The organism is Streptomyces sp. NBC_01477, from assembly GCF_036227245.1.
Taxonomy (GTDB): domain Bacteria; phylum Actinomycetota; class Actinomycetes; order Streptomycetales; family Streptomycetaceae; genus Actinacidiphila.
In genome coordinates this window covers 4,906,727-4,925,499 of the sequence record NZ_CP109445.1, presented here as the reverse complement: position 1 = coordinate 4,925,499, position 18,773 = coordinate 4,906,727, and the positions used below count along the sequence as shown (strand labels likewise).

Annotated in this window: 16 protein-coding genes and 2 pseudogenes; 8 read left to right on the top strand and 10 right to left on the bottom strand. The window is 72.0% G+C overall.

Annotation, left to right across the window (positions count from 1 at the left end; translation table 11 throughout):
• Positions 1 to 173 precede the first annotated feature (173 nt).
• On the bottom strand, positions 174 to 1,097 hold the full coding sequence (locus OHA86_RS20785; RefSeq protein WP_329177442.1) for a LysR family transcriptional regulator: 924 nt from the start codon (positions 1,095 to 1,097) through the stop codon (positions 174 to 176).
• Between the two features lie 166 nt (positions 1,098 to 1,263).
• Here OHA86_RS20785 and OHA86_RS20780 point away from each other — a divergent pair, with 166 nt between their 5' ends.
• The 3 genes from OHA86_RS20780 to OHA86_RS20770 all read left to right on the top strand — a co-directional run bounded on the left by OHA86_RS20780 (position 1,264) and on the right by OHA86_RS20770 (position 4,029).
• Complete coding sequence (locus OHA86_RS20780; RefSeq protein WP_329177440.1) at positions 1,264 to 2,667, top strand: MFS transporter; 1,404 nt, start codon at positions 1,264 to 1,266, stop codon at positions 2,665 to 2,667.
• Positions 2,668 to 2,761: 94 nt separating this feature from the next.
• Positions 2,762 to 3,304 carry a GNAT family N-acetyltransferase gene (locus OHA86_RS20775; protein ID WP_329177438.1) on the top strand — a complete coding sequence of 181 codons (543 nt, stop codon included), beginning with the start codon at positions 2,762 to 2,764 and terminating at the stop codon, positions 3,302 to 3,304.
• A 131-nt stretch (positions 3,305 to 3,435) separates the two neighbouring features.
• The gene (locus OHA86_RS20770) at positions 3,436 to 4,029 is read left to right on the top strand and encodes a DUF4240 domain-containing protein (RefSeq protein WP_329177437.1); all 594 of its coding nucleotides are present in this window, start codon (positions 3,436 to 3,438) and stop codon (positions 4,027 to 4,029) included.
• Between the two features lie 22 nt (positions 4,030 to 4,051).
• Here the strand turns inward: OHA86_RS20770 and OHA86_RS20765 are convergent, their stop codons facing one another.
• Positions 4,052 to 4,852: a class I SAM-dependent methyltransferase gene (locus tag OHA86_RS20765; RefSeq protein ID WP_329177435.1), complete on the bottom strand. Its 801-nt coding sequence runs from the start codon at positions 4,850 to 4,852 to the stop codon at positions 4,052 to 4,054.
• 340 nt (positions 4,853 to 5,192) lie between these two features.
• Here OHA86_RS20765 and OHA86_RS20760 point away from each other — a divergent pair, with 340 nt between their 5' ends.
• Both OHA86_RS20760 and OHA86_RS20755 read left to right on the top strand, forming a co-directional pair.
• Entirely contained in the window at positions 5,193 to 5,861 is a 669-nt protein-coding gene (locus tag OHA86_RS20760) for a hypothetical protein (protein WP_329177434.1), read from the top strand.
• Positions 5,862 to 6,119: 258 nt separating this feature from the next.
• Positions 6,120 to 6,710 carry a snapalysin family zinc-dependent metalloprotease gene (locus OHA86_RS20755; protein WP_329177433.1) on the top strand — a complete coding sequence of 197 codons (591 nt, stop codon included), beginning with the start codon at positions 6,120 to 6,122 and terminating at the stop codon, positions 6,708 to 6,710.
• Positions 6,711 to 6,864: 154 nt separating this feature from the next.
• Here the strand turns inward: OHA86_RS20755 and OHA86_RS20750 are convergent, their stop codons facing one another.
• Positions 6,865 to 8,286 (bottom strand): ATP-binding protein, encoded by a 1,422-nt coding sequence (locus tag OHA86_RS20750; protein ID WP_329177431.1) that lies wholly within the window; start codon positions 8,284 to 8,286, stop codon positions 6,865 to 6,867.
• Between the two features lie 361 nt (positions 8,287 to 8,647).
• Between OHA86_RS20750 and OHA86_RS20745 the strand changes: the two genes are divergently transcribed.
• Positions 8,648 to 10,612, top strand: a complete 1,965-nt coding sequence (locus OHA86_RS20745; protein WP_329177429.1) for a YncE family protein — start codon at positions 8,648 to 8,650, stop codon at positions 10,610 to 10,612.
• A 247-nt stretch (positions 10,613 to 10,859) separates the two neighbouring features.
• Positions 10,860 to 12,077: a chitinase gene (locus OHA86_RS20740; protein ID WP_329177427.1), complete on the top strand. Its 1,218-nt coding sequence runs from the start codon at positions 10,860 to 10,862 to the stop codon at positions 12,075 to 12,077.
• A gap of 86 nt (positions 12,078 to 12,163) precedes the next feature.
• Here OHA86_RS20740 and OHA86_RS20735 read toward each other — a convergent pair whose 3' ends face one another.
• From OHA86_RS20735 to OHA86_RS20715, 5 genes are all read right to left on the bottom strand, one after another.
• Entirely contained in the window at positions 12,164 to 13,354 is a 1,191-nt protein-coding gene (locus tag OHA86_RS20735; RefSeq protein ID WP_329182489.1) for a metallophosphoesterase, read from the bottom strand.
• A gap of 227 nt (positions 13,355 to 13,581) precedes the next feature.
• Positions 13,582 to 14,055: a hypothetical protein gene (locus OHA86_RS20730; RefSeq protein ID WP_329177425.1), complete on the bottom strand. Its 474-nt coding sequence runs from the start codon at positions 14,053 to 14,055 to the stop codon at positions 13,582 to 13,584.
• Complete coding sequence (locus OHA86_RS20725) at positions 14,039 to 14,530, bottom strand: RNA polymerase sigma factor (protein ID WP_329177423.1); 492 nt, start codon at positions 14,528 to 14,530, stop codon at positions 14,039 to 14,041. Before OHA86_RS20725 ends, OHA86_RS20730 begins: the two co-directional genes overlap by 17 nt.
• A 115-nt stretch (positions 14,531 to 14,645) precedes the next feature.
• The gene (locus OHA86_RS20720) at positions 14,646 to 15,260 is read right to left on the bottom strand and encodes a class F sortase (RefSeq protein ID WP_329177422.1); all 615 of its coding nucleotides are present in this window, start codon (positions 15,258 to 15,260) and stop codon (positions 14,646 to 14,648) included.
• Positions 15,257 to 15,607 (bottom strand): sortase-dependent protein, encoded by a 351-nt coding sequence (locus OHA86_RS20715; RefSeq protein WP_329177420.1) that lies wholly within the window; start codon positions 15,605 to 15,607, stop codon positions 15,257 to 15,259. The genes OHA86_RS20720 and OHA86_RS20715 overlap by 4 nt, the downstream gene beginning before the upstream one ends.
• 263 nt (positions 15,608 to 15,870) lie before the next feature.
• On the opposite strand from OHA86_RS20715, the gene OHA86_RS20710 reads away from it, so the two are divergent.
• Entirely contained in the window at positions 15,871 to 18,090 is a 2,220-nt protein-coding gene (locus OHA86_RS20710) for a YncE family protein (RefSeq protein ID WP_329177418.1), read from the top strand.
• Positions 18,091 to 18,180: 90 nt separating this feature from the next.
• Here the strand turns inward: OHA86_RS20710 and OHA86_RS20705 are convergent.
• A pseudogene (locus OHA86_RS20705) lies at positions 18,181 to 18,378 on the bottom strand (DNA polymerase III subunit beta); the annotation flags it as partial.
• A pseudogene (locus OHA86_RS20700) lies at positions 18,365 to 18,526 on the bottom strand (MerR family DNA-binding transcriptional regulator); the annotation flags it as partial. The pseudogenes OHA86_RS20700 and OHA86_RS20705, both read right to left, overlap by 14 nt.
• Positions 18,527 to 18,773: the final 247 nt, after the last annotated feature.

Below are 18,773 nucleotides of genomic sequence, written 5' to 3'. Positions count from 1 at the left end.
GTCCTCTGCCACGCGCGCCATTTGTCCGCCGACACACGTGATCCCCGTCATGCACCCGGCGGTGCGGGACCGCCGGACCGGTCCCCGCCGAAGCCGCCGTCACCGGCCGGCGTACGTGCCCGCGGGCCCGGCGTGCGCCCAGGACCGTCGGCGGCCCCGCCCGGACCGGCGGGTCAGCCGGGGGACGCCCTGCGGGGATCGCCCGGGGCCATGTCCCGGGCGATCTCGCGGGCGACGCGGCCGAACAGCTCGATCGCCCGGTTGCCGGCGCCGGACCGCCACATCAAGCCGTACCCGAGGGGTCTGTCCCCCACCAGCGGGACGTAGGCGACGCCGGGACGGGCGTGGTAGAGGGTGGTGTGGGCGCCCGCCAGCAAGGCTCCCTGGCCGCCGGCGACGAGTGCCAGCGCCTCCTGGAAGCTGGCGACGGACGGCCCCTGCCCGATCGGCCGGCCGCTGGGCGTCCGCAGCGGCAACTGGTGCTCCCGCCAGGACTCGGGAATGCCGCCGTCGATCGTCAGCAGCGGCACACCGGCCAGGTCCTCCAGCGTCACCGTGCGGCGCCCGGCCAGCGGATGCCCGGTGGCCACGGCCAGCACCCGGTTCTCGGCGAGGAGCACGGGACCGCGGACCAAGTCGGCCTCGTGTGCGGGGTATTCGGTCAGCTGAAGGTCGAAGGCACCGCTGCGCAGCATCCCGTACGGGTCGCAGAGCGGCACCTCGCATACGGAGACGGCGAGTTCGGGATGGCTTCCGCGCAGCCGCTCGGTCGTCCGCATCACGATCTCGCCGGCCAGGGGGGTGGAGAAGCCGATGTGCAGGACCCCGTCGATGCCGCGCGCCGACGCGGTGGCCCGCGCCAGGGCGTCCCTGATGCCGCGGTGGTGCGGTGCGAGGTCGTCCCGCAGCCGACCGCCGAGGGCGGTGAGCGCCACCTGCCGGCTGGTGCGCGTGAACAGCGGCGCCCCGACGCGGCGTTCCAGCTTCTGGATGAGCTGGCTGACCCGGGCGCGGGAAAGGTGCAGGCGGGTGGCGGTACGGCCGAAGTGCAGTTCTTCGGCGAGTACGAGAAAGCAGTCGAGCTCGCTGTGGTCCACGTACGTCTCCGGGCGGATGGCGGCAGGCAGGCGGCAGGCGGCAGGCGGCAGGCGGATGGGTAAGCCCGGCTTACCGAACGTTGCGATGATCACTGTTGTTCCGGCGCGGGACAGGGCGAAGGCTGGCGGCACCGAACACCCCTCGCTCCGGAAGGAGTTTGTCGTCATGAGTGCCTTGATCGCTTCGGGCGGGCCGAACACGCATAAACGGGGCATCCTGCTCGTACTGTGCGGCGCGATCTTCCTCGAAGGGATCGATGTGGCCATGCTCAATGTGGCCCTCCCGTCGATCCGCGCCGATCTCGGCCTGTCCACGGGCGAGTTGCAGTGGGTCATGAGCGCGTACGTCCTCGGCTACGGCGGTTTCATGCTCCTCGGCGGACGGGCGGCCGACCTGTTCGGCCGCCGCCGGATGTTCGTCCTGTGGCTCACCGTCTTCCTGCTGTTCTCCGGGCTCGGCGGCCTGGCCACCGAGGGGTGGACGCTGATCGCCGCCCGCTTCATCACCGGTGTGGCCGCGGCCTTCATGACGCCGGCGGGCCTGTCCATCATCACCACCGGCTTCGCCGAGGGGCCGGAGCGCAACAGGGCGCTGCTCATCTACTCGGGCACCTCCGCGGGCGGCTTCACGGTCGGCCTGGTCGCCGGCGGCCTGCTCACGGCGGTCGGCTGGCGATGGGTCTTCTTCGCCCCGCTCGTGGTGTCCTTCCTCATCCTCCTCGCGGCCCTGGTGTACGTCCCCGCGTCGGAGCGGCCCGACCGGTCGGGTCAGCGCGTCGACGCCGCGGGCGCGCTCACCGTGACCGGCGCGCTGGTGCTGATCGTGCTGGGCGTCGAGCGCGCGGGCCATACCGAACTCCCGGTCACCGCAGGCACGTTGCTGGCCGGGCTGGCCCTGCTGCCGGCCTTCGTCCGTATCGAACGCCGCTGCGCCGCGCCCCTGGTGAACCTGCACATCTTCCGCAACCGCACCCTGGTGCGGGCGAACCTCTCGGCGACGCTGTTCTCCGCGGGATTCTTCGGCTTCCAGTTCCTCCTGGTGCTCTACCTCCAGGAGCTGCGCGGCTGGTCGACGCTGCGGACCAGCTTCGCGATGCTGGTCATCGGCATCGACGCGGTGCTGTCGCCGACCCTCACCCCGCGGCTGGTCAGCCGGTTCGGCAACGCCAGGGTGATCTTCGGCGGCCTCCTGCTCGCGGTGCTCTCGTACGCGCTGTTCCTCCCGGTGGAGGCGGACTGGAGCTACGCGGCGATGTTCCCCAGCCTGATCACCCTCGGCCTGGCCTTCTCCCTGGCGTACGGCCCGCTCACCATCGTGGCGACGCAGGGCGTCCCGGAGGAGGAACAGGGCCTCGCGGGCGCCCTGCTCTACACGGCCTTCCAGTTCGGCGCCGCCCTCGGCCTGTCCGCGGTGGCCGCCGTCACGACCTCCGCCCCAGCCACGCAGTCCCCTCCGGACGTCTACCGCGCCGGCTTCCTGGTCCCCCTGGCGGCAGCCGCGCTGGCCGCCGCGATCACCGCTTTCAGCCTCCGCTCCCCCACGCTCCACGAGGTCCCCGTCGCCGGCTGAAGACGCCTCCCGCCGCGTACGGGGGGGGCCGTCGGTGCTCCCCGGAACCCCCGTTACCCTGCCTTATTCCGCACCGGCCAGGGAGGTCCCCACCATGAGCAGCACCGCGTCGCCCTTTCCCGAGCGGATGGAGCTGACGGGGGAAGGCCTGGTCCTGCGCGACTGGACGGAAGCCGACCTCGCCGCGATGCCGGATCTGTTCGACCACCCCGACATCGCGCACTGGACACCGATCGTCTCCCCCTTCGACGAGGCCGCCGCCCGCACCCGCCTGGACCGGGCCAGGCAACTGCGGGCGGAGGGCACGGCCATCCTGCTCGCCATCACCGTCGACGGCCGCGCGCCCCTCGGCGAGGTGATGCTGCGACGCGCCCCCGAGGGCACGGAACTCGGCTACGCGGTCGGCCCGGCCCACCGCGGCCAGGCACTGGCGGCCCGGGCGGTGCGCGTGATGGCCGCGTACGCCTTCGAACAGCTGGGCGCGGACCACGTCATCCTGGAGCTGGAGCCCGAGAACACCGCCAGCGCGGCCGTCGCCACCAAGGCCGGCTTCACTCCCCTCGACGTGCCCCTGATCAAGGGCGAGGACAAAGGCCGCCCCTACGCCCTCCAGACATGGGGCCTGAATCCCCGCTGATTCCGGCCCCGGTCCCTTCGCGGTGCCGATCGCGCGGCGTTGCGGACCGCCCGCACCGCCCGGTGCAGAGGTCGCGGGCGGCGAGTGGCCGTGTTCGGGCCTGTCGGACCGGGATGGCAGAGTGCCGGGTCATGGAGACGGACGACTTCTGGCATCTCATCGAGACCGCGCGCTCGCGCAGCAGCACGGAGGGCGGCGCCTTCGACCAGGCGCTGGTCGATCTGCTGGCGGCCCGCTCGACGCGGGAAGTGCTCGCATACCAGGAGCGCTTCGACGAAGTGCACGGCGCCCTGTACCGCTGGGACGTCTGGGCGGCGGCCTACCTCATCGGCGGCGGCTGCTCGGACGACAGCTTCACGGACTTCCGCGCGGGCGTCATCGCCGAAGGGCGTACGTGGTACGAGCGCGTCGCCGCCGCCCCCGACAGCCTCGCCGGGCACCCCCTCGTCGCCGCCGCGGCACGGGCGGGCGAGGACTACGTCCTGTTCTACGAGTTGGTGAACTACGCCGCCGCCGAGGCGTACGAGCGGCTCACCGGTGACGAGGACGACTTCCACGAGGCCTGGGACCAGTACAACCGGGAGGCCCGGCCTCGCGAGACGGCCGCGACGGACATCGGGGCCGGGATGGACATGGGCGACGACTTCGACTTCCACGACGCCGGACAGATGCACCGCCGGCTGCCGCGGCTCGCCGCGCTCTACCTCCCGGACGCCTCACCGTGACGCGCCCCCGCCACCGCGTGCTCTAGACGTCGGCCGAGCGTGTGGCGTACCAGCACAACGAGCGGAACGGCAGCTCGACTTCCACGTCGCCGGCGACCCCCAGCCGCTCCCGTAGCATCGCCTCGGCCCTGGCCAGCAACTGCTGTCGCTCCGCTGCGGGCAGCATGATGACGCGGCTGTACGTGCCGAGGAGCGCGGCAGCGTCAGCCGGTGTGGTGCGCCGGGTGCAGGCGAAGGCGCTTTCCCCGGGTTCGCCGAACGGCGAGCCGGGGCCGCTCAGATCGCTTCGCAGTTGCGCGCTGCGCGCGGTACGGCGGTGCGCGGGTTCCTCCCGTGCGGCGCCGGTCCGGCCGGGCCGGAGGAAGGCGTACCACTCCGCCACCCAGGGCACGGTGGTGTCCAGGCTGTTCCAGACCACGCTCAGCCGGCCGCCGGGGCGCAGCACGCGTCCGATCTCGGGAACGGCCCGCGCGGGGTCGAACCAGTGCCAGGCGGAGGAGACGACCACCGCGTCGAGCCGGCCGTCGGGCAGCGGCAGGGCCTCCGCGGTGCCGTCCAGGACCGTGGCGGCGGGGCACCGGGCCGCGAGGACGGCCCGCATCCGTTCGTCGGGCTCCACCGCGGTCACCTCGGGAACCCGTTCGGCCAGCAGCGTGGTCAGGGTGCCCGCTCCGGCCGCCAGGTCGAGCACGCGGCGGCACCCGTCGGGCAGGAGCCAGTCGACCGCCGCCGCGCACGGCGTCGGCCGCAACCGCGCGTACTCCTGCGCGACCGTACCGAACACCCTGGCCCTGCGGCCCCGTTCGTCGTCTCGATCAGCCATACGGTCGTCTCCTGCGGCTCGGGAGGGGAAAGAGGGGCGAACCGAGCCTAGGAGAGCGGGCGCCGTCCCCGGCGTATCCGGGCCGCCACCACGGGCACCGTCCTCGCGGAGGTGCCCGCGAATCGATTCCCGCACCCCTGAATCCGGAGGCGTCCCGGGGTCGGGGCCGATAATCTGTGGGCTGACCGTTCTGGAGGCCTCACGAGGTCAGGACTACTCAGAGGTTGGATTCCCGGGGGCATCGATGACGCACAGTTCCTCACCACCCGGTGCACCCTCGCCCCCTCCGTACGCGCCGCATCCGCCCCGGCACGATCCGCCCCGGTGGTCGTGGTGGGTCGTGGGCATCCTGGTGCCGGTGCTCGGACTCGTCGTGACGCTCATCGTCCGGGGCGGCGGCGACTCGTCGGCCCAGCCCCCGCTCCCGACGACGCCGACCGCGGCGCCGCCGTCCAGTACGGCGTCCGCGCCCTCGGCCGGGACCGAACTGCCGGCGCCCTCCGATCCGCCGGCGACCGCGTCACCGACCGGCGAGGCCCCGCCGGCCGCGCCCGACGGATATGTCCTCCAGCGCACGGACTGGGGCGTGGCCCCCGCGAACTGCTCGGACCACGAAGCGCGCTTCACCAGCCTCGCCACCGGCCGCAGCGTCCTCGGCCACGTCGGGGAGGACGGGAAGGCGACGGCCCCCATCCCCCCGAACACGCAGCTGGAGTACTACGCCGGCAGTTGTACCGGGTCCGTGGACTACGTCCTCACCGAGGTGAGCGGTACGTCGGTGGGGGTGCTCCGGGTGGACCGGCCGAAGACCCTGGCAGCATGCCGAGCTGCCGCCAACCAGCCCTTCGGGAAAGTGCAGTTGGTCCTCAACGACCCCGACAGGACCGGCATCCGGAAGGGCGCCGCCTTCTGCACGGTGCTCTCCGACGGTGACGTCGGCATGGGCGTCATCGACAACGTCGACCAGGAGAGCGTCGGCGGAACCCTTTATGTCTGGCACAGGCAGTAGGTCGAGCAGTGGTTCAAGCCCGGTCAGTCGGCCGGGCTTGAACTGGCCCCGGCCGGAGCCGGACTCGCACCGGCGTGCGCCCACGGGCGCCGGACGACGACACCCGCACGGCCAAACCACTGTCGCAGCATGTCCGTTCACGCCAAGAGTGGGCCTCATTCACAGCCTTTTGGCAGCCGGATACTTGTGGAGCCTGTCGTCGGCGTGGTGCTCTTGTGGCCCACAGTGCAACTGATGCTGAGGGGGTGCACGAGACTCATGATCAAGCGAATAGTCGCCGTGGCGGCGCTGATCCCGGCCATGCTCGGCGCTACATCCGGTGTCGCGTCGGCGCAGTCCGCGCCGAAGGCGACCGCAGCGGTGGTCACCCTGACCTACGACGCCAGTCAAGCGGGACAGTGGGCGGCCGCGATCACGCAAGGCGTGCAGAACTGGAACAGCGCCCTGCACAACGTGCACCTCCAGCCGGCGAGTTCGCCGGGCTCGGCCGATTACGTCTACAAGGCGACCAGCGGCTGGCCCCAGACGACGCTGGGGCCGATCTTCCCGGGCGGCAGGGGCCAGGTGCAGCTGGGCCAGGAAGCGGTCACCGAGGGATACGACAAGACCCGGATCGCGGCGCACGAGACCGGACACATCCTCGGGCTGCTCGACCACTACAGCGGCCCGTGCTCGGAGCTGATGTCCGGCCACGGCCCCGGCACGGCGTGCACCTCCGCCAAGCCGAACGCGGCCGAAGCGGCGCAGGTCGACCGCAACTACGCGGGCCGCACGGCGGCGGCACGCCCGGCCCACCAGCAGATCGTGATCGACATCTGGTCCGCCCCGGCCCTCACCCGCTCGCACTGACCGGCCGCCGAACCGTACAGGCCATCCGGGTGACCGGATCATCCCCGGCCGGGAAGCGCGAGGAACCAGCGGCAAATGATCAGCGCCGCCTGGTGTCGGCACCGGCACCGGCACCGGCACCCGACGACACCTCACCGCTCCCCGCCGGGGATGATCACGCCCTGCGCCAGCCGCTCAGCAACTCCTGCGGGCCGTAAGCCGCCTGAAGCCCGGAGCACCCAGCTCCGTTACGCGATACCGCCACAAGCGGTACCGGCTCGTCGGTGATCGCGGCCCGGTGCTTCTGCAGCGCTGCCAGATCGTGGCTGTCGAACGCGGAATTCTCCAGCCACTTGACCGAGCCGAGGAAGAGCAACCGCTTGGCCACCGGCTGCCGGTCGACGCCCACCAGGTCGATGTCGACATCATTGCTGCGGGTCCAGTAGCCGCCGATCGCCGGGCTGGCGGGCAGCGCATCGTCCGGCAGGAGACGGGCGAGGGATTCCCGCACCAGGGGCTCGACCGCGCGCCCCCGCCAGCTCGTCCACTGCTCCTTGATCCGGCTCAGCGCAAGATCTCCCCGCATCCGCTCGATCTCCGCCATGTGCGGATCCAGGAACGCGAGCCAGAAGCGGAGGTAGGGGTCGGCCACGCGGTAGCGGCGCTCCTTCGACGGCCGCAGCGAGAGGGGCAACTCGGCCGCCACCACGCGCTTCTCGGTCAGCACATCCGTGGCCCGGGTGAGCGTGGTGTGCGCGATACCGCCGGCGGCGCGCGCGATGTTGGTGAACGTCCGCTCCCCGGAACCGATGGCCCGCAGGACTTCCCTGCTCATCGCCTGCGGTGGGAATTCCGCGGCCAGTGAACGTTCGGCCGAGACCAGCAGCGCCGAGATGGGGTTGTCCAGTGAGTCGCGGAGGAACTCCCAGACATCCGCCCCGGGCCGCCACTCCGCGCAGATCAGCGGGAGTCCGCCGGTGATCAGGGCGGCGTCGAAGGCGGACGCCGGCCCGAGTCCGAGCATGTCCCCGATGTCGGCCGGGTTCAGCGGTCCCACGACCATTTCCCGGCCCCGCTGGTGGAAAGGGCGGTCGTAGCTGTTCAGCGCCTCCATCATCGACAGGTCCGATCCGACCAGGAGGAGGAGTACGGGCTTGCGGCTGAGCAGGCGGTCCCAGGCCCGCTGGAGCATGCCCTCGAAGGCGTCGACGCGGTCCATGAGATAAGGAACCTCGTCGAGGACGACCACGCTCGGTGTGTCGTCCGGAAGGATCTCCGCGAGCAGCCTGAAGGCCGCATTCCACTGCTCGGGGGTCTCCTCGGAGAACAGCTCGCGCTGCGGGAGGGTGGATCTGGCGACAGCGTCGAGCAACTCCGCCAGCTCGTCCTGCGACGTGCCGCCCGCCGCGGTGAAGAACAGGTTGGGCGCCTCAGTACGCCGGAGAAATTCCTCGACGAGACTGGACTTGCCGACGCGCCTCCGTCCGCGTATGAGGATGCACTGACCGGGCTTCGCCGACCCGACGGCATCCTGAACCGCTCGCAGGGCGCTTCCGAGCACGTTCAGCTCGCGGTCCCGTCCGATGAAACGACGCATGGCAAGCTCCCGCGAGAGATGGTATCAGTAAAGATACTATCGCAATCGATACCATTTGCCGGGTCGGGCGTGACGCAGTGGACGAGAGAGGAGGAGCTGCCTGCGTCGCACGACCGGGAGCAGGCGCCGGCCCGGCTGTCCGGTCGGAGGTCGCTGCCTACTGCCCGGGACACTCGCGTCGCCCGACGACGGATCGCGTGCGGGCCCGGAATCCAGTCCTCACATGTCGCAGTCGGGTTATACGCTGACCCCGTAGGCCACGCACCAGCGCCCGCTTCGAGGGCGCATGGGGGGAGCGCGGTCTTCTTGCGTGTTCACCCGGGGATCACCGGGTTTCTTTGCGTAGGGGGCAGAAATCACTGTGCGTACGCGCAGCATCTCGACCGCGACAGCGCTCGCGGTCCTCTTCGGTTCCGCGGCGCTGGCCGTGGGTGCGGCGGGGCCGGCGTCGGCCGACACCGCGAGGGTTCTCGCGATCAAGTCGGTCGGCGACCTGGTCGTGGACGGGAGCCACCAGCGGGTCTACGTCTCGGACCCGACCGGCGGCAGGATCGTCGTCACGGACTACGCGGGCGCCGTCACCGCGACCCTCACCGGCCTTCCCGGTGTGACCGGCCTCGCCCTGTCGGCCGATTCCGGCCAGGTGTACGCGGCCGTCAAGGGCACCGACCGGATCGTCGCCGTCGACACGCAGACGTACACGCCGTCGGCGAGCTATGACCTGGCCGGCGCCGACGCGCCGGCCAACCTGGAGATCGTCGACGGCCGGCTGTGGTTCGGCTACGCCGACGGGCTCGGCTCGCTCGACGTCTCCGGTGCGGAGCCCGTCGTGCACCTCGACCAGGACGGTTCCACCCTCCGCGCCGATCCGCTGCTCGCCGCCGACCCGGCGGTGCCCGGCGTCCTGGTGGCCGGTGGCGGCGGCGGGCTCGCGGTGTTCGACGTCTCGGCGGACGGGGCCGCGCTGCGGGCCTCCGGCGGCATGGACACCTCCGTGAAGCAGATCGATCTGACGCCCGACGGCAAGCAGGTCATCACGTCCTGGGACGCCGGCTACGGGTACGGCTTCGGCGCGTACTCCACCGCGGACCTCTCGCACGTCGGCCGGTACGAGACCGACGCCTACCCGAACGCCGTGGCCGTCGCTCCCGACGGCACCATCGCCGGCGGCAGCTTCTCCTGGTACGACCCCGACGTCCACATCCTCAAGGCGGGCGACACGACGCCGACCCGGGAGTACGACTTCCCCAACACGGGGAACAGCAGCGGCGCCGACACCCTGGTCGACGGCGCGCTGGCCTGGGCGCCGGACCTCAGCCGGGTGTTCGCGGTGTCGGAGAACACCTATGGCGCGTACACCCTGCGCGCCCTGGCCGATCCCACCCGGGAGATCCCCGCCCTGAGCGTGTCGGCTCCCGCCACGTCCGCCCGGGCCAAGCCGCTCACCGTCACGGGGGCGCTGACGTCGAAGTCGCCGGTCCCGGCGGGCACGGTGCTCACGGTGACCCGCAAGGACGTCGACTCCCCGAGCGGCAAGGCGCTGGCCTCGGTCAAGACGGTGTCCGGCGGCGGCTTCTCCTTCAAGGACACCCCGCCGGCCGGCGGCAACGTCACCTACACGGTGCGCTATTCCGGTGACGCCGCACACCTCGCGGCGACCGCCTCGGACACCGTCGCCGTCTCCCGCGCCGCAACCGCGCTGACGCTGAACAACAACGGCAAGCTGTACGACTACGGCAAGAGCGTCGTCTTCACCGCGCACGTCGGTACGACGTACACGAACCGCACCGTGGAGATCTGGGCCGATCCCTACGGCGCCGACCGGCCGAACGTGCTGCTGAAGTCCGGCAAGGTCAACTCCAGCGGCAATCTGTCGGTCTCCCTGGGCCTGACCCGGGACACCGCGGTCACCGCCGTGTTCAAGGGCGACGCGCGCTACGCCCCGAAGACCGTCAAGTCCGTGGCCTACGCCCGGGTCCGGGTCTCGACGGCCCTGTCCAAGTACTACCGGACGGGCAAGATCGGCTCCACGTCGTACTACTACTTCCACAAGAAGACCGACGCCATCGCCACGACGACGATGACGTACTACAAGGGCCGTCAGCAGCGCCTCGAACTCCAGATTTACTACGGGGGCAAGTGGCGCGCCGGGGACTCCGAGTACTTCACGCTCGGTACGAGCGGGAAGTCGGCCGTCAACCTGGGCCACCCCGGCCAGTCCGGCATCCGCGCCCGGGTGCGCTCGTCCTACATCAACGGCTCCTCCGGCGACACGGTGAATTCCACGACCTACGGGGCGTGGAAGTACATCTACTTCACCAACTGAGCCGCCGGGCGCGGTCGGAGCACGCGTAAGCCGTCGCCGGCCTGCCGTCGTCCGGCCGCGCCCGTACCCCCGCAAACCGAAGGACCCCGCTGGTCGCAGCGGGGTCCTTCGATGTGTGTGTCCGGTGAGGAAACAGTTCAGTTGGTCTAGTCCTCTTGACGTGGTGTGCCCGCGCACTGTTTGGTACGTACCAACTCAGGCCCGAGACGCACGCTTCCCCCCGCCACTTCACGCCCGAGGGACTTCCATGCACCTTGCGAAATGGGCGGCCTCCGCCACCGCGCTCACGCTCGCGACCGCCGGTGCGGTCTTCGCCCTGGCCCCCGCCGGCAATGCCGCGGCGACCAGCGCCTACTCCGTCGCCCCCTACGTCGACATGTCGAACAGCCAGGAAGGCCTGCTCGACACCGCCATCACCGGACACGGGCTCAAGGCCTACACGGCGGCCTTCGTGCTCGGCTCCGGCTGCAACCAGATCTGGGGCGACACCCTCCCCATCGGCGCCGACTCCTTCACCGACCCGCTGATCGCCAAGGCGAAGTCCGAGGGCGCCTCCCTCATCATCTCGTCCGGCGGTGCGAGCGGGCTGCCGCTGGCCTGGACCTGCTCCAACCAGAGTTCGATCGACGCCGGTTACCAGGCCCTCGTCAACGACTACGGCGTCAGCCAGCTGGACTTCGACATCGAAGGCGCCGCGATCGCGGACACCGCCGCCATCGCGCGGCAGGTGCAGGCGATGAAGGACCTCAAGGCGTCCAACTCCAGCCTGAAGTTCTCGGTGACGCTGCCGGTCCTGACGAGCGGGCTGACCAACGACGGCGTGAACATCCTCAAGGCCGCCAAGAACGCGGGCGTCAGGATCGACGTGGTCAACGTCATGACCATGGACTTCTACGCGGGCACCGGCACCGAGATGGGCCAGGGCTCGGTCTCCGCCGCCCAGGCCACCTTGTCGCAGATGCAGTCCGTCGACTCCGGCTACACCTACGCCAACCTCGGGATCACCCCGATGATCGGCAAGAACGACGACGGTTCCACCTTCACTCTGGCGGACGCCCAGACCGTGGAGAGCTTCGCCGCGCAACACGGCGTCGGGCGCCTCGCGTTCTGGTCGGTCAACCGCGACCAGCCGTGCGGCGGCGGCGCCAACTCCCTGTCCACGTGCAGCCAGATCAGCCAGAGCAGCCTGGCGTTCACCGACACGTTCATGAAGTACGCGGGCGGCTCGGGCGGCTCCACGACCGGCGGCACCACGACCGGCGGGACGACCACGGGCGGCACCACCACCGGCGGGTCCGGCGGCACGACCTGCACCGCCGCCTCCTGGAGCTCCTCCCAGGTCTACACCGGCGCCAACACGGTCTCCTGGAAGGGCCACAACTGGAAGGCGAAGTGGTGGACGCAGGGCGAGGAGCCCGGAACCACCGGTGAATGGGGCGTCTGGCAGGACCTCGGCGCCTGCTGAACCGCTGATCCGGGCACGTCCACGGCCCGGCCCCGGATACGGGGCCGGGCCGGCCGTCGTCCGCCGGTGGCGCGCTCCGCCGCGGCCTACTCGCCGCCCGACCGCAGGGTGAGCAGCGTGATCTCGCTCGGCGCGAAGACCCGGAAGGGCGGCCCCCAGAAGCCGGCGCCCCGGCTGGTGTAGAGCTGCGTCCGCCCGCCGTGCCGGCTCAGGCCGTGCACCACCGGCTGGTCGATCCGCACCAGGAAGTTGAACGGCCAGATCTGGCCGCCGTGGGTGTGCCCGGAGACCTGGAGGTCGATGCCGGCGGCAGCGGCCTGCCGGACGTACTTGGGCTGGTGGGCGACGAGCAGGACCGGCCGGTCCTGGTCCGCCCCCGCCAGCGCGCCGAGCAGGTTCGCGCGATGGCCGGCCAGGCCCGAGGACTCCGCGGTCACGTCGTCCACGCCCGCCAGGACGAGGTGGTCCCCACCGCGCTCCACCACGACGTGGCGGTTGTGCAGCGGTTCCCAGCCCAGCTCCGCCATGCGGTCCAGCCAGCCCTGGGCCTCGCCGAAATACTCGTGGTTCCCCGTGACGTAGACCTTCGCCAGCCGCGACCTGATCGTCCCGAGCGGCGCGGACTGCTCGCGGCGCTGGGCGGGGGTGCCGTCGGCGATGTCGCCGGCGTGGACCACGACGTCAGCGTCGAGCGCGTTGACCGCCTCGGCGACCCGCGCCGACCAGCCGGCCCGGTCGATCGGCCCGTAATGGGTGTCGGCCAGTACGACGACGCGGGTCCCGTCCAGACCGCCGCCGAGCCGCGGGACATGGACGTCCAGCCGCTTCACCCGGGGCACGCGCATGGCCTCGTAGTGTCCCCAGCCCAGCAGTACGGCGGAGACCGCGGCGACGGCCCCGGCGATGACCCTGGCCCGGTCGGCGCCGCCGGCGTCGAGCCCGATCAGTACGAGGTGGGCCAGGCCGCCCAGCACCGACCAGGTGAACAGCACCCAGACCACCCCGAGGCTGCTGTCCGCGAAGCGGGCCGCCCGGTCGGCCCGCCGCCGCCCGTGGCCCGCGGCCATCAGGAAGGGGAAGGAGACCAGCCAGCAGGCGAAGACGACCGTGCCGGCCAGGAAGACCGGGAAGGGCCAGTCGGCGCCGGAGCCGAACAGCGTCCACCAGGGCAGGAAGAACAGCATCACGAGGACGAGGAGGACCACGGTCCCGCCCAGCCGCCGGCGCAGCGACCGCCGGGGACGCGTACTCCCGCCCGCGGCCTCGGCGCCCGGCACCGCCTCGTCCCCGGGCCGGACGACGCCCGCCGCGCTCTCCGGCCCGCCACCGGCCGGCCGAAGGTCCGACTCCGACCGGATGGATCCGCTGTCCGCCACTGCGCCGCCCCTCACATCCGCTGCCCCGCCGTCAGCCCCCATCATCCGTCACCCGGTGTCCGAGGGGGCGTCCGGACCCCGTCGCCCCGTCATGCGGCCAGGTCGCCGCGGCTTACCGGTTCACCGGTTCAGCCGGGCGGCCGCTCACCGGACTGCGAGAGAGGGGCGGCGGCCGTGGCGGTGGGGGTGGGCACCGTCGGCGGCGCGCCGGAGCTCGGCAGGGCCGCGGTGGCGGGAGCGTCCGACGGGACCTGCGCTGTGGGGGCGGTCCTCGGCGTCGGGCGGACGGTGGGGGGCGCGGGCGTCGGGGTCCGGGGGGAACCGGTCGAAGGACTGCTCAGGGGCGGTGGACCGAGCGGGACCACCGGGGAGGCGGGCGACTCGTGGCCCGCCAGGCGCAGCGGCACCGCGACGAGGGCGGCGACAGCGCAGGACAGGCCGACCCCGACAGCGACACGCAGCATCCGGCGGCGGGCCGCGCCGCGGCGGATCCTCTCGTAGCGGCCCGGGGGCAGGCCGAGGTGGTCGGGGGTGGGCCGCAGGATGACGGTGAGGGGGTCGTCGGGGTCGAAGTCCTGACCGTCGTCAGACTGTGTGATCAAGGCTTCTCCTCAGATGGGCCCGGAGCAGTTCCCTGGCCGCGTGGAGGTCGGACATCACGGTCCCCTCCCTCCGGCCGGTGAGCAGGGATATCTCCCGGATCGGGAGGTCAGCGTAGTAGTGCAGCAGGATCGGCACCCGCAGGCGTTCGGGCAGCGACTGCACGAGCAGGCGCAACGACGGGTCGGCCTGCTCGGCCGCCGGCCGGACCGCGGCTTCCGCGGTGGCCCGGCGGACGGCCCGCCGCTCGCGCTCCAGCTTGCGCCAGTGGTCGCGGACGAGGTTGGTCGCGGTGACGTAGAGGAATCCGCGCGGCTCCGCCACGGCCGTCCAGCGGGCCCAGAGCCTGGTGAACGCCTCCGAGGCGATCTCGTGGGCCGTCTCGTCGTCGTCGACCAGGCGGCGGCACCAGCCGGCGAGGCGCGGGTAGAAGGCGGCGAACAGCTCGGACGCTGCCTTCTCGCGGGACCGTTTCAACACTCTCCATGTCGTGGTGGCACTGGTCGCACACGGGGGTGGCCCGTGCGGGAGGACTGCCACGGGCCGCCGGCGTACGGTGTCCGGCGGCCCGTGGCCACGGGGGCGGGAGGCGTCAGGAGCCCGCCCGGGTCAGCGCGGCGAAGACGATCACGTTGTCGAGGTAGCCGTCACCGGTACGCGGGCCGCCGCACGTGATCAGCCGCAGCTCGGGACGGTCCACGTCCCCGTAGACCGCGCTCGTCGGGAAGTCCGCCTTGGCGACCGTCCGGACGTCGGTGACGGCGAACTGCGGTGCCGTGCCGTTCTTCAGGTGCGCCACGATCCGGTCGCCCGGGTGCAGCCGCGCGAGGTGGCGGAAGACCCCGTCCCCGTAGGCGCCGACGGTGACATGGGCGAGGATCACCGAAGGACCGGTCTGACCCGGCGTCGGCGAGTCCCGGTACCAGCCCGCGAGGTCGTGCGCGGTGATCGGCGGGACCTGCACGCTGCCGTCGGGGGCCAGCCCCAGCTCCATGACCGGGGTGTCGACCCCGATGGCCGGGACCTCCAGCCGGACCGGGACCGAACGCCCCAGCGCGCGTGCCGCCTTCGCGGCGGGCCGCGAGGACGGCGGCCCGGTCGTGGGGAGTCCGGGCCCGGCGGTACGGCCCGCCCGGTGGCCGCCGCAGGCCGTGAGCAGCGAGGCTGTCACCGCCGCGGCGAGAGCGCGCCTGGAGAGCGGGGTCACGCCCCGGTCGCCCGCCGGCGGCGTACGAGGAGGACCGCCCCGCCGCCGAGCGCGAGCACCGCGGCGGCGCCCCCGCCGATCAGCCCGCCGCCGGCTCCGCTGTGCGACGCCACCGGCACCACGCCGGTGTCCGGCGCTCCCTTCGGCACGGCGGCGACCTGGCCCGGCCGCCCCGTCCGGGGCGGTGCGGGCGCCGCGGTCGGCGCCGCGTCCGAAGGCGCGGCCGACGCGGTCTGTACGACGGTCGGAGTGGGGGTCGGGGACGCCCCGTCGGCGAACGCGGGCACGGTGGTCGCCAGCACGGCGGTGCACGCGAGTGCCATGGCGCTCAGGACAGTTCGGCGCATGAATCGCTCTCTTTCGTCGGTCCGCCCGCGCTGTCACGCGCGAGCTGAGGTGCGGATCGACTGAAAAGACGAGGCCGCGGCGGAGCGGATTGTAAAGCCTCGGCAAAGCCGCGGGAGGTGGCCCGCCACGCGAGGCGGCCCCATCGCCGCGACCGGCGCGATCCGTCCGGCCGGAGAAGGTCCACCCGGATGGCCCATTGATCACGACCGGACACACAGCGTAGGATTCGAACACCAGATCGATGCTCTCTCTCAGGAGTTACATGCGTTACAGGCGCATCACCCTCGCTGCGGCCACGTCACTCGTGGCCGGAACTCTGAGCTCTGCCGTTCTGTCCGCCGCTCCGGCGGACGCAGCCGAGACCTCGGTCGCACTGCCCATCAGCCAGTACGCGCACCTGCTGGTCGACCCCGTCCACCAGGAGCTGTTCTTCAGCGGCGGCCCCGGCAGCACAAGCCTCCTGGTCACCGACCTGTCCGGCGGCGACCCCCGGACGATCCCCGACCAGCCCGGCGCCGCCGGCCTGACGCTCTCGGCGGACGGCAGCACCCTCTACGCCGCCCTCTCGGGCGGCGACGCGATCTCCGCCATCGACCCGGTGACGCTCACCGAGACCCGGCGCTTCGGCACCGGCACCGGCAGCGCCCCGGTCTCCGTGGCCGTCGCCGGAAGCGGTGTCTGGTACGGATACACGACCGCCGGCGGCCAGGGCGGCATCGGGACCGTCGACCTGTCGGCAGCCGCGCCGGTCGCCGAGCCCCGGTCCGGCATGGGCACCTGGGCGCACGCTCCCCTGCTCACCGCGAGGGGCGAGGAGTTGGCCGCGGAGACTCCGTCCGGGAACTCCGTCCACGCGGCCACCTTCCACGTCACGCCCTCGGGCGCCACGCCGCAGGCGGACTTCGGCCTCACCGCCGGCGCGGGCGAGTTCGACCTCACCGCCGACGGCAGCGCCCTGCTGCTCACGGGACCGACCGCGAGCTCCCTCCAGGCGTTCCGCACCGCGGACCTGAACTCCGCCACTCCGAGCGTCTACTTCACCGGTACGAGCCCGAACGCGGTCAATATCGCCGCGGACGGCACGGTGGCCACCGGCAACGGCGGCGCGAGCGGCAACGACGTGTTCGTCTACGCGCCCGGCACCACCACGGCCATGAACAAGTTCGACCTGGGTACCGCACGCCTGGCCCGTGACGGCCTGGCATGGGGCGCCGACGGTGTGGGCCTGTACGCCGTCGTCGGGAACAGCACGAACGGATACAGCCTGCTGCGTCTCCCCGAGGCGCACCTGACGGACACGCAGCTCTCCGCCTCGATCACCTCGGGGTATGCGGCGCCGACCCTGCCCTACACGGTCTCGGGCAAGGTCGCCGCGCAATCCGCCTTCCCGGCCGGCGAGACGGTGCAGGTGACCGAGGACGGCGCGGCCCTGGCCGACGTCTCCCTCGCACCGGACGGATCGTTCAGCTTCAGCGACGTACACGAGAGCGCCGGTCACCACGACTACGGGTTGTCGTACGCCGGCGACCGGACCCACCGGGCCTCCACCACGAGCCTCGGGGCGGACGTCGCGGCGCTGAGCACCACCGTCTGGGCCGAGCCGACCTCGGCGACCGCCGACTCCGTGGTGCTCAGCGGCATCATGGGTGTCCAGAACAAGCTGGCGGCCGTCCCCGCCGGGCTCAGGATCGACGTCACCCGCGTCAACGAGGACACCCAGCAGTCCACGCAGCTGCCGTCCGTTCCGGTGACCCCGCAGGACGACTTCAACGGCACCTTCACGATCGCCGATTCGCCCGGCGCCCCGGGGCGGTTCACCTACACCGTTTCCTTCGCCGGGACGTCCTGGCTGACCGGCAGTTCCGGGGACGTGAGCATCTTCGTCCCGTACGCGCCGACACTGGCGCTGTCGAACGCCCCGACGACCGGAACCGTCGGAAAGCCGCTCACCTTCACCGGCCGGCTCACTCCCGCACCGCCGGCGGACACCGGCCAGTACGGCGTCCCGGCGGTGACCGTCGAGGACGAGTCGCCCTACACGGGAGCGCAGTACAGCGTGGCGGTCCAGCCCGACGGCACCTTCACCTTCCCCACCACCCCCAACTCGCGGGGCAGCCACACCTACACGTTCAGCTACGGCGGCAGCGCGGAGGTCGTCGCCACGCAGGCCACAGCGATCGTGAACGTCACGGGTCTGGTGACGCCGCTGTCCGTGACCACCAACGCCTCCAGTTACACCCGCAACAGCACGGCCACGGTCACCGCCCACCTCGGCCCGGCCTTCGCCGGCCGCACCGTGACCTTCTCCGCGACCCCCGCCAACGGGACGCAGACCCAGATCGGCACGGGCACGGTCGACAGCCACGGCAATGCCACGCTGGTCAGCCCCCGGCTGACGAAGCCGACCACCTTCACCGTCTCCTACGCCGGAGACACCCAGTACGCCCCGGCCACCGCGAGCCGCAGCGTCCAGGTGCACTGACATCCCGGTCCGCCCGTCCGCCCGTCCGCCTGGTGCGGACGGGCGGACGGGCTGGAAGGGGTGCGGTATCGCGGGGTCGACGGGCCTGCGCTACGTGTCCAGGCGGACCGGCATCAGGAGCGAGAAGGTGTCCTCGGTGTCGGTGCGGCGAATCGCCATCGGCGCGGTGGGGGCGCCGAACTCCAGGATCAGCTGGTCCCGGGCTCCGGCAGCCAGGGCGTCCAGCAGGAATTCGCGGTTGACGGCGACGCTGTCCGGGTCGTCGTCATTGTCGGCGCAGACGGCGGACCTGCCCGGGGCCGTACCAGCGGTACCCGTTCACCGGATCCACCCGCGCCGGTACGAGCACGCCCGCACCGTCGTAGAACCGCAGCGCACTGACGCTCAGCCCGCTGCTCCTGGCCATCTCCCCGATGCTGCGCATCTCGCTCTCCACACCCGGAACTCTCGGCTCCCGACCAGGTCGAGGGTCAGCCTCAGCAGGACGCGGGACTTCCGTGGCGGGCCTGCCCGGTGCGCCGGGACCTGTGGTGCTCCGGGAGGGTGAACGCGTCGGCCGTCTTGTCGAACGCCGGACTGATCGACAAGCTGTGTACATGACATTCTCAGGATGCCTGCCCCGCGGAACGGGCTGACGTCCGTCAGCACCATGATCCTGCGCGTCCCGCCAGAGGCGGCGTAAC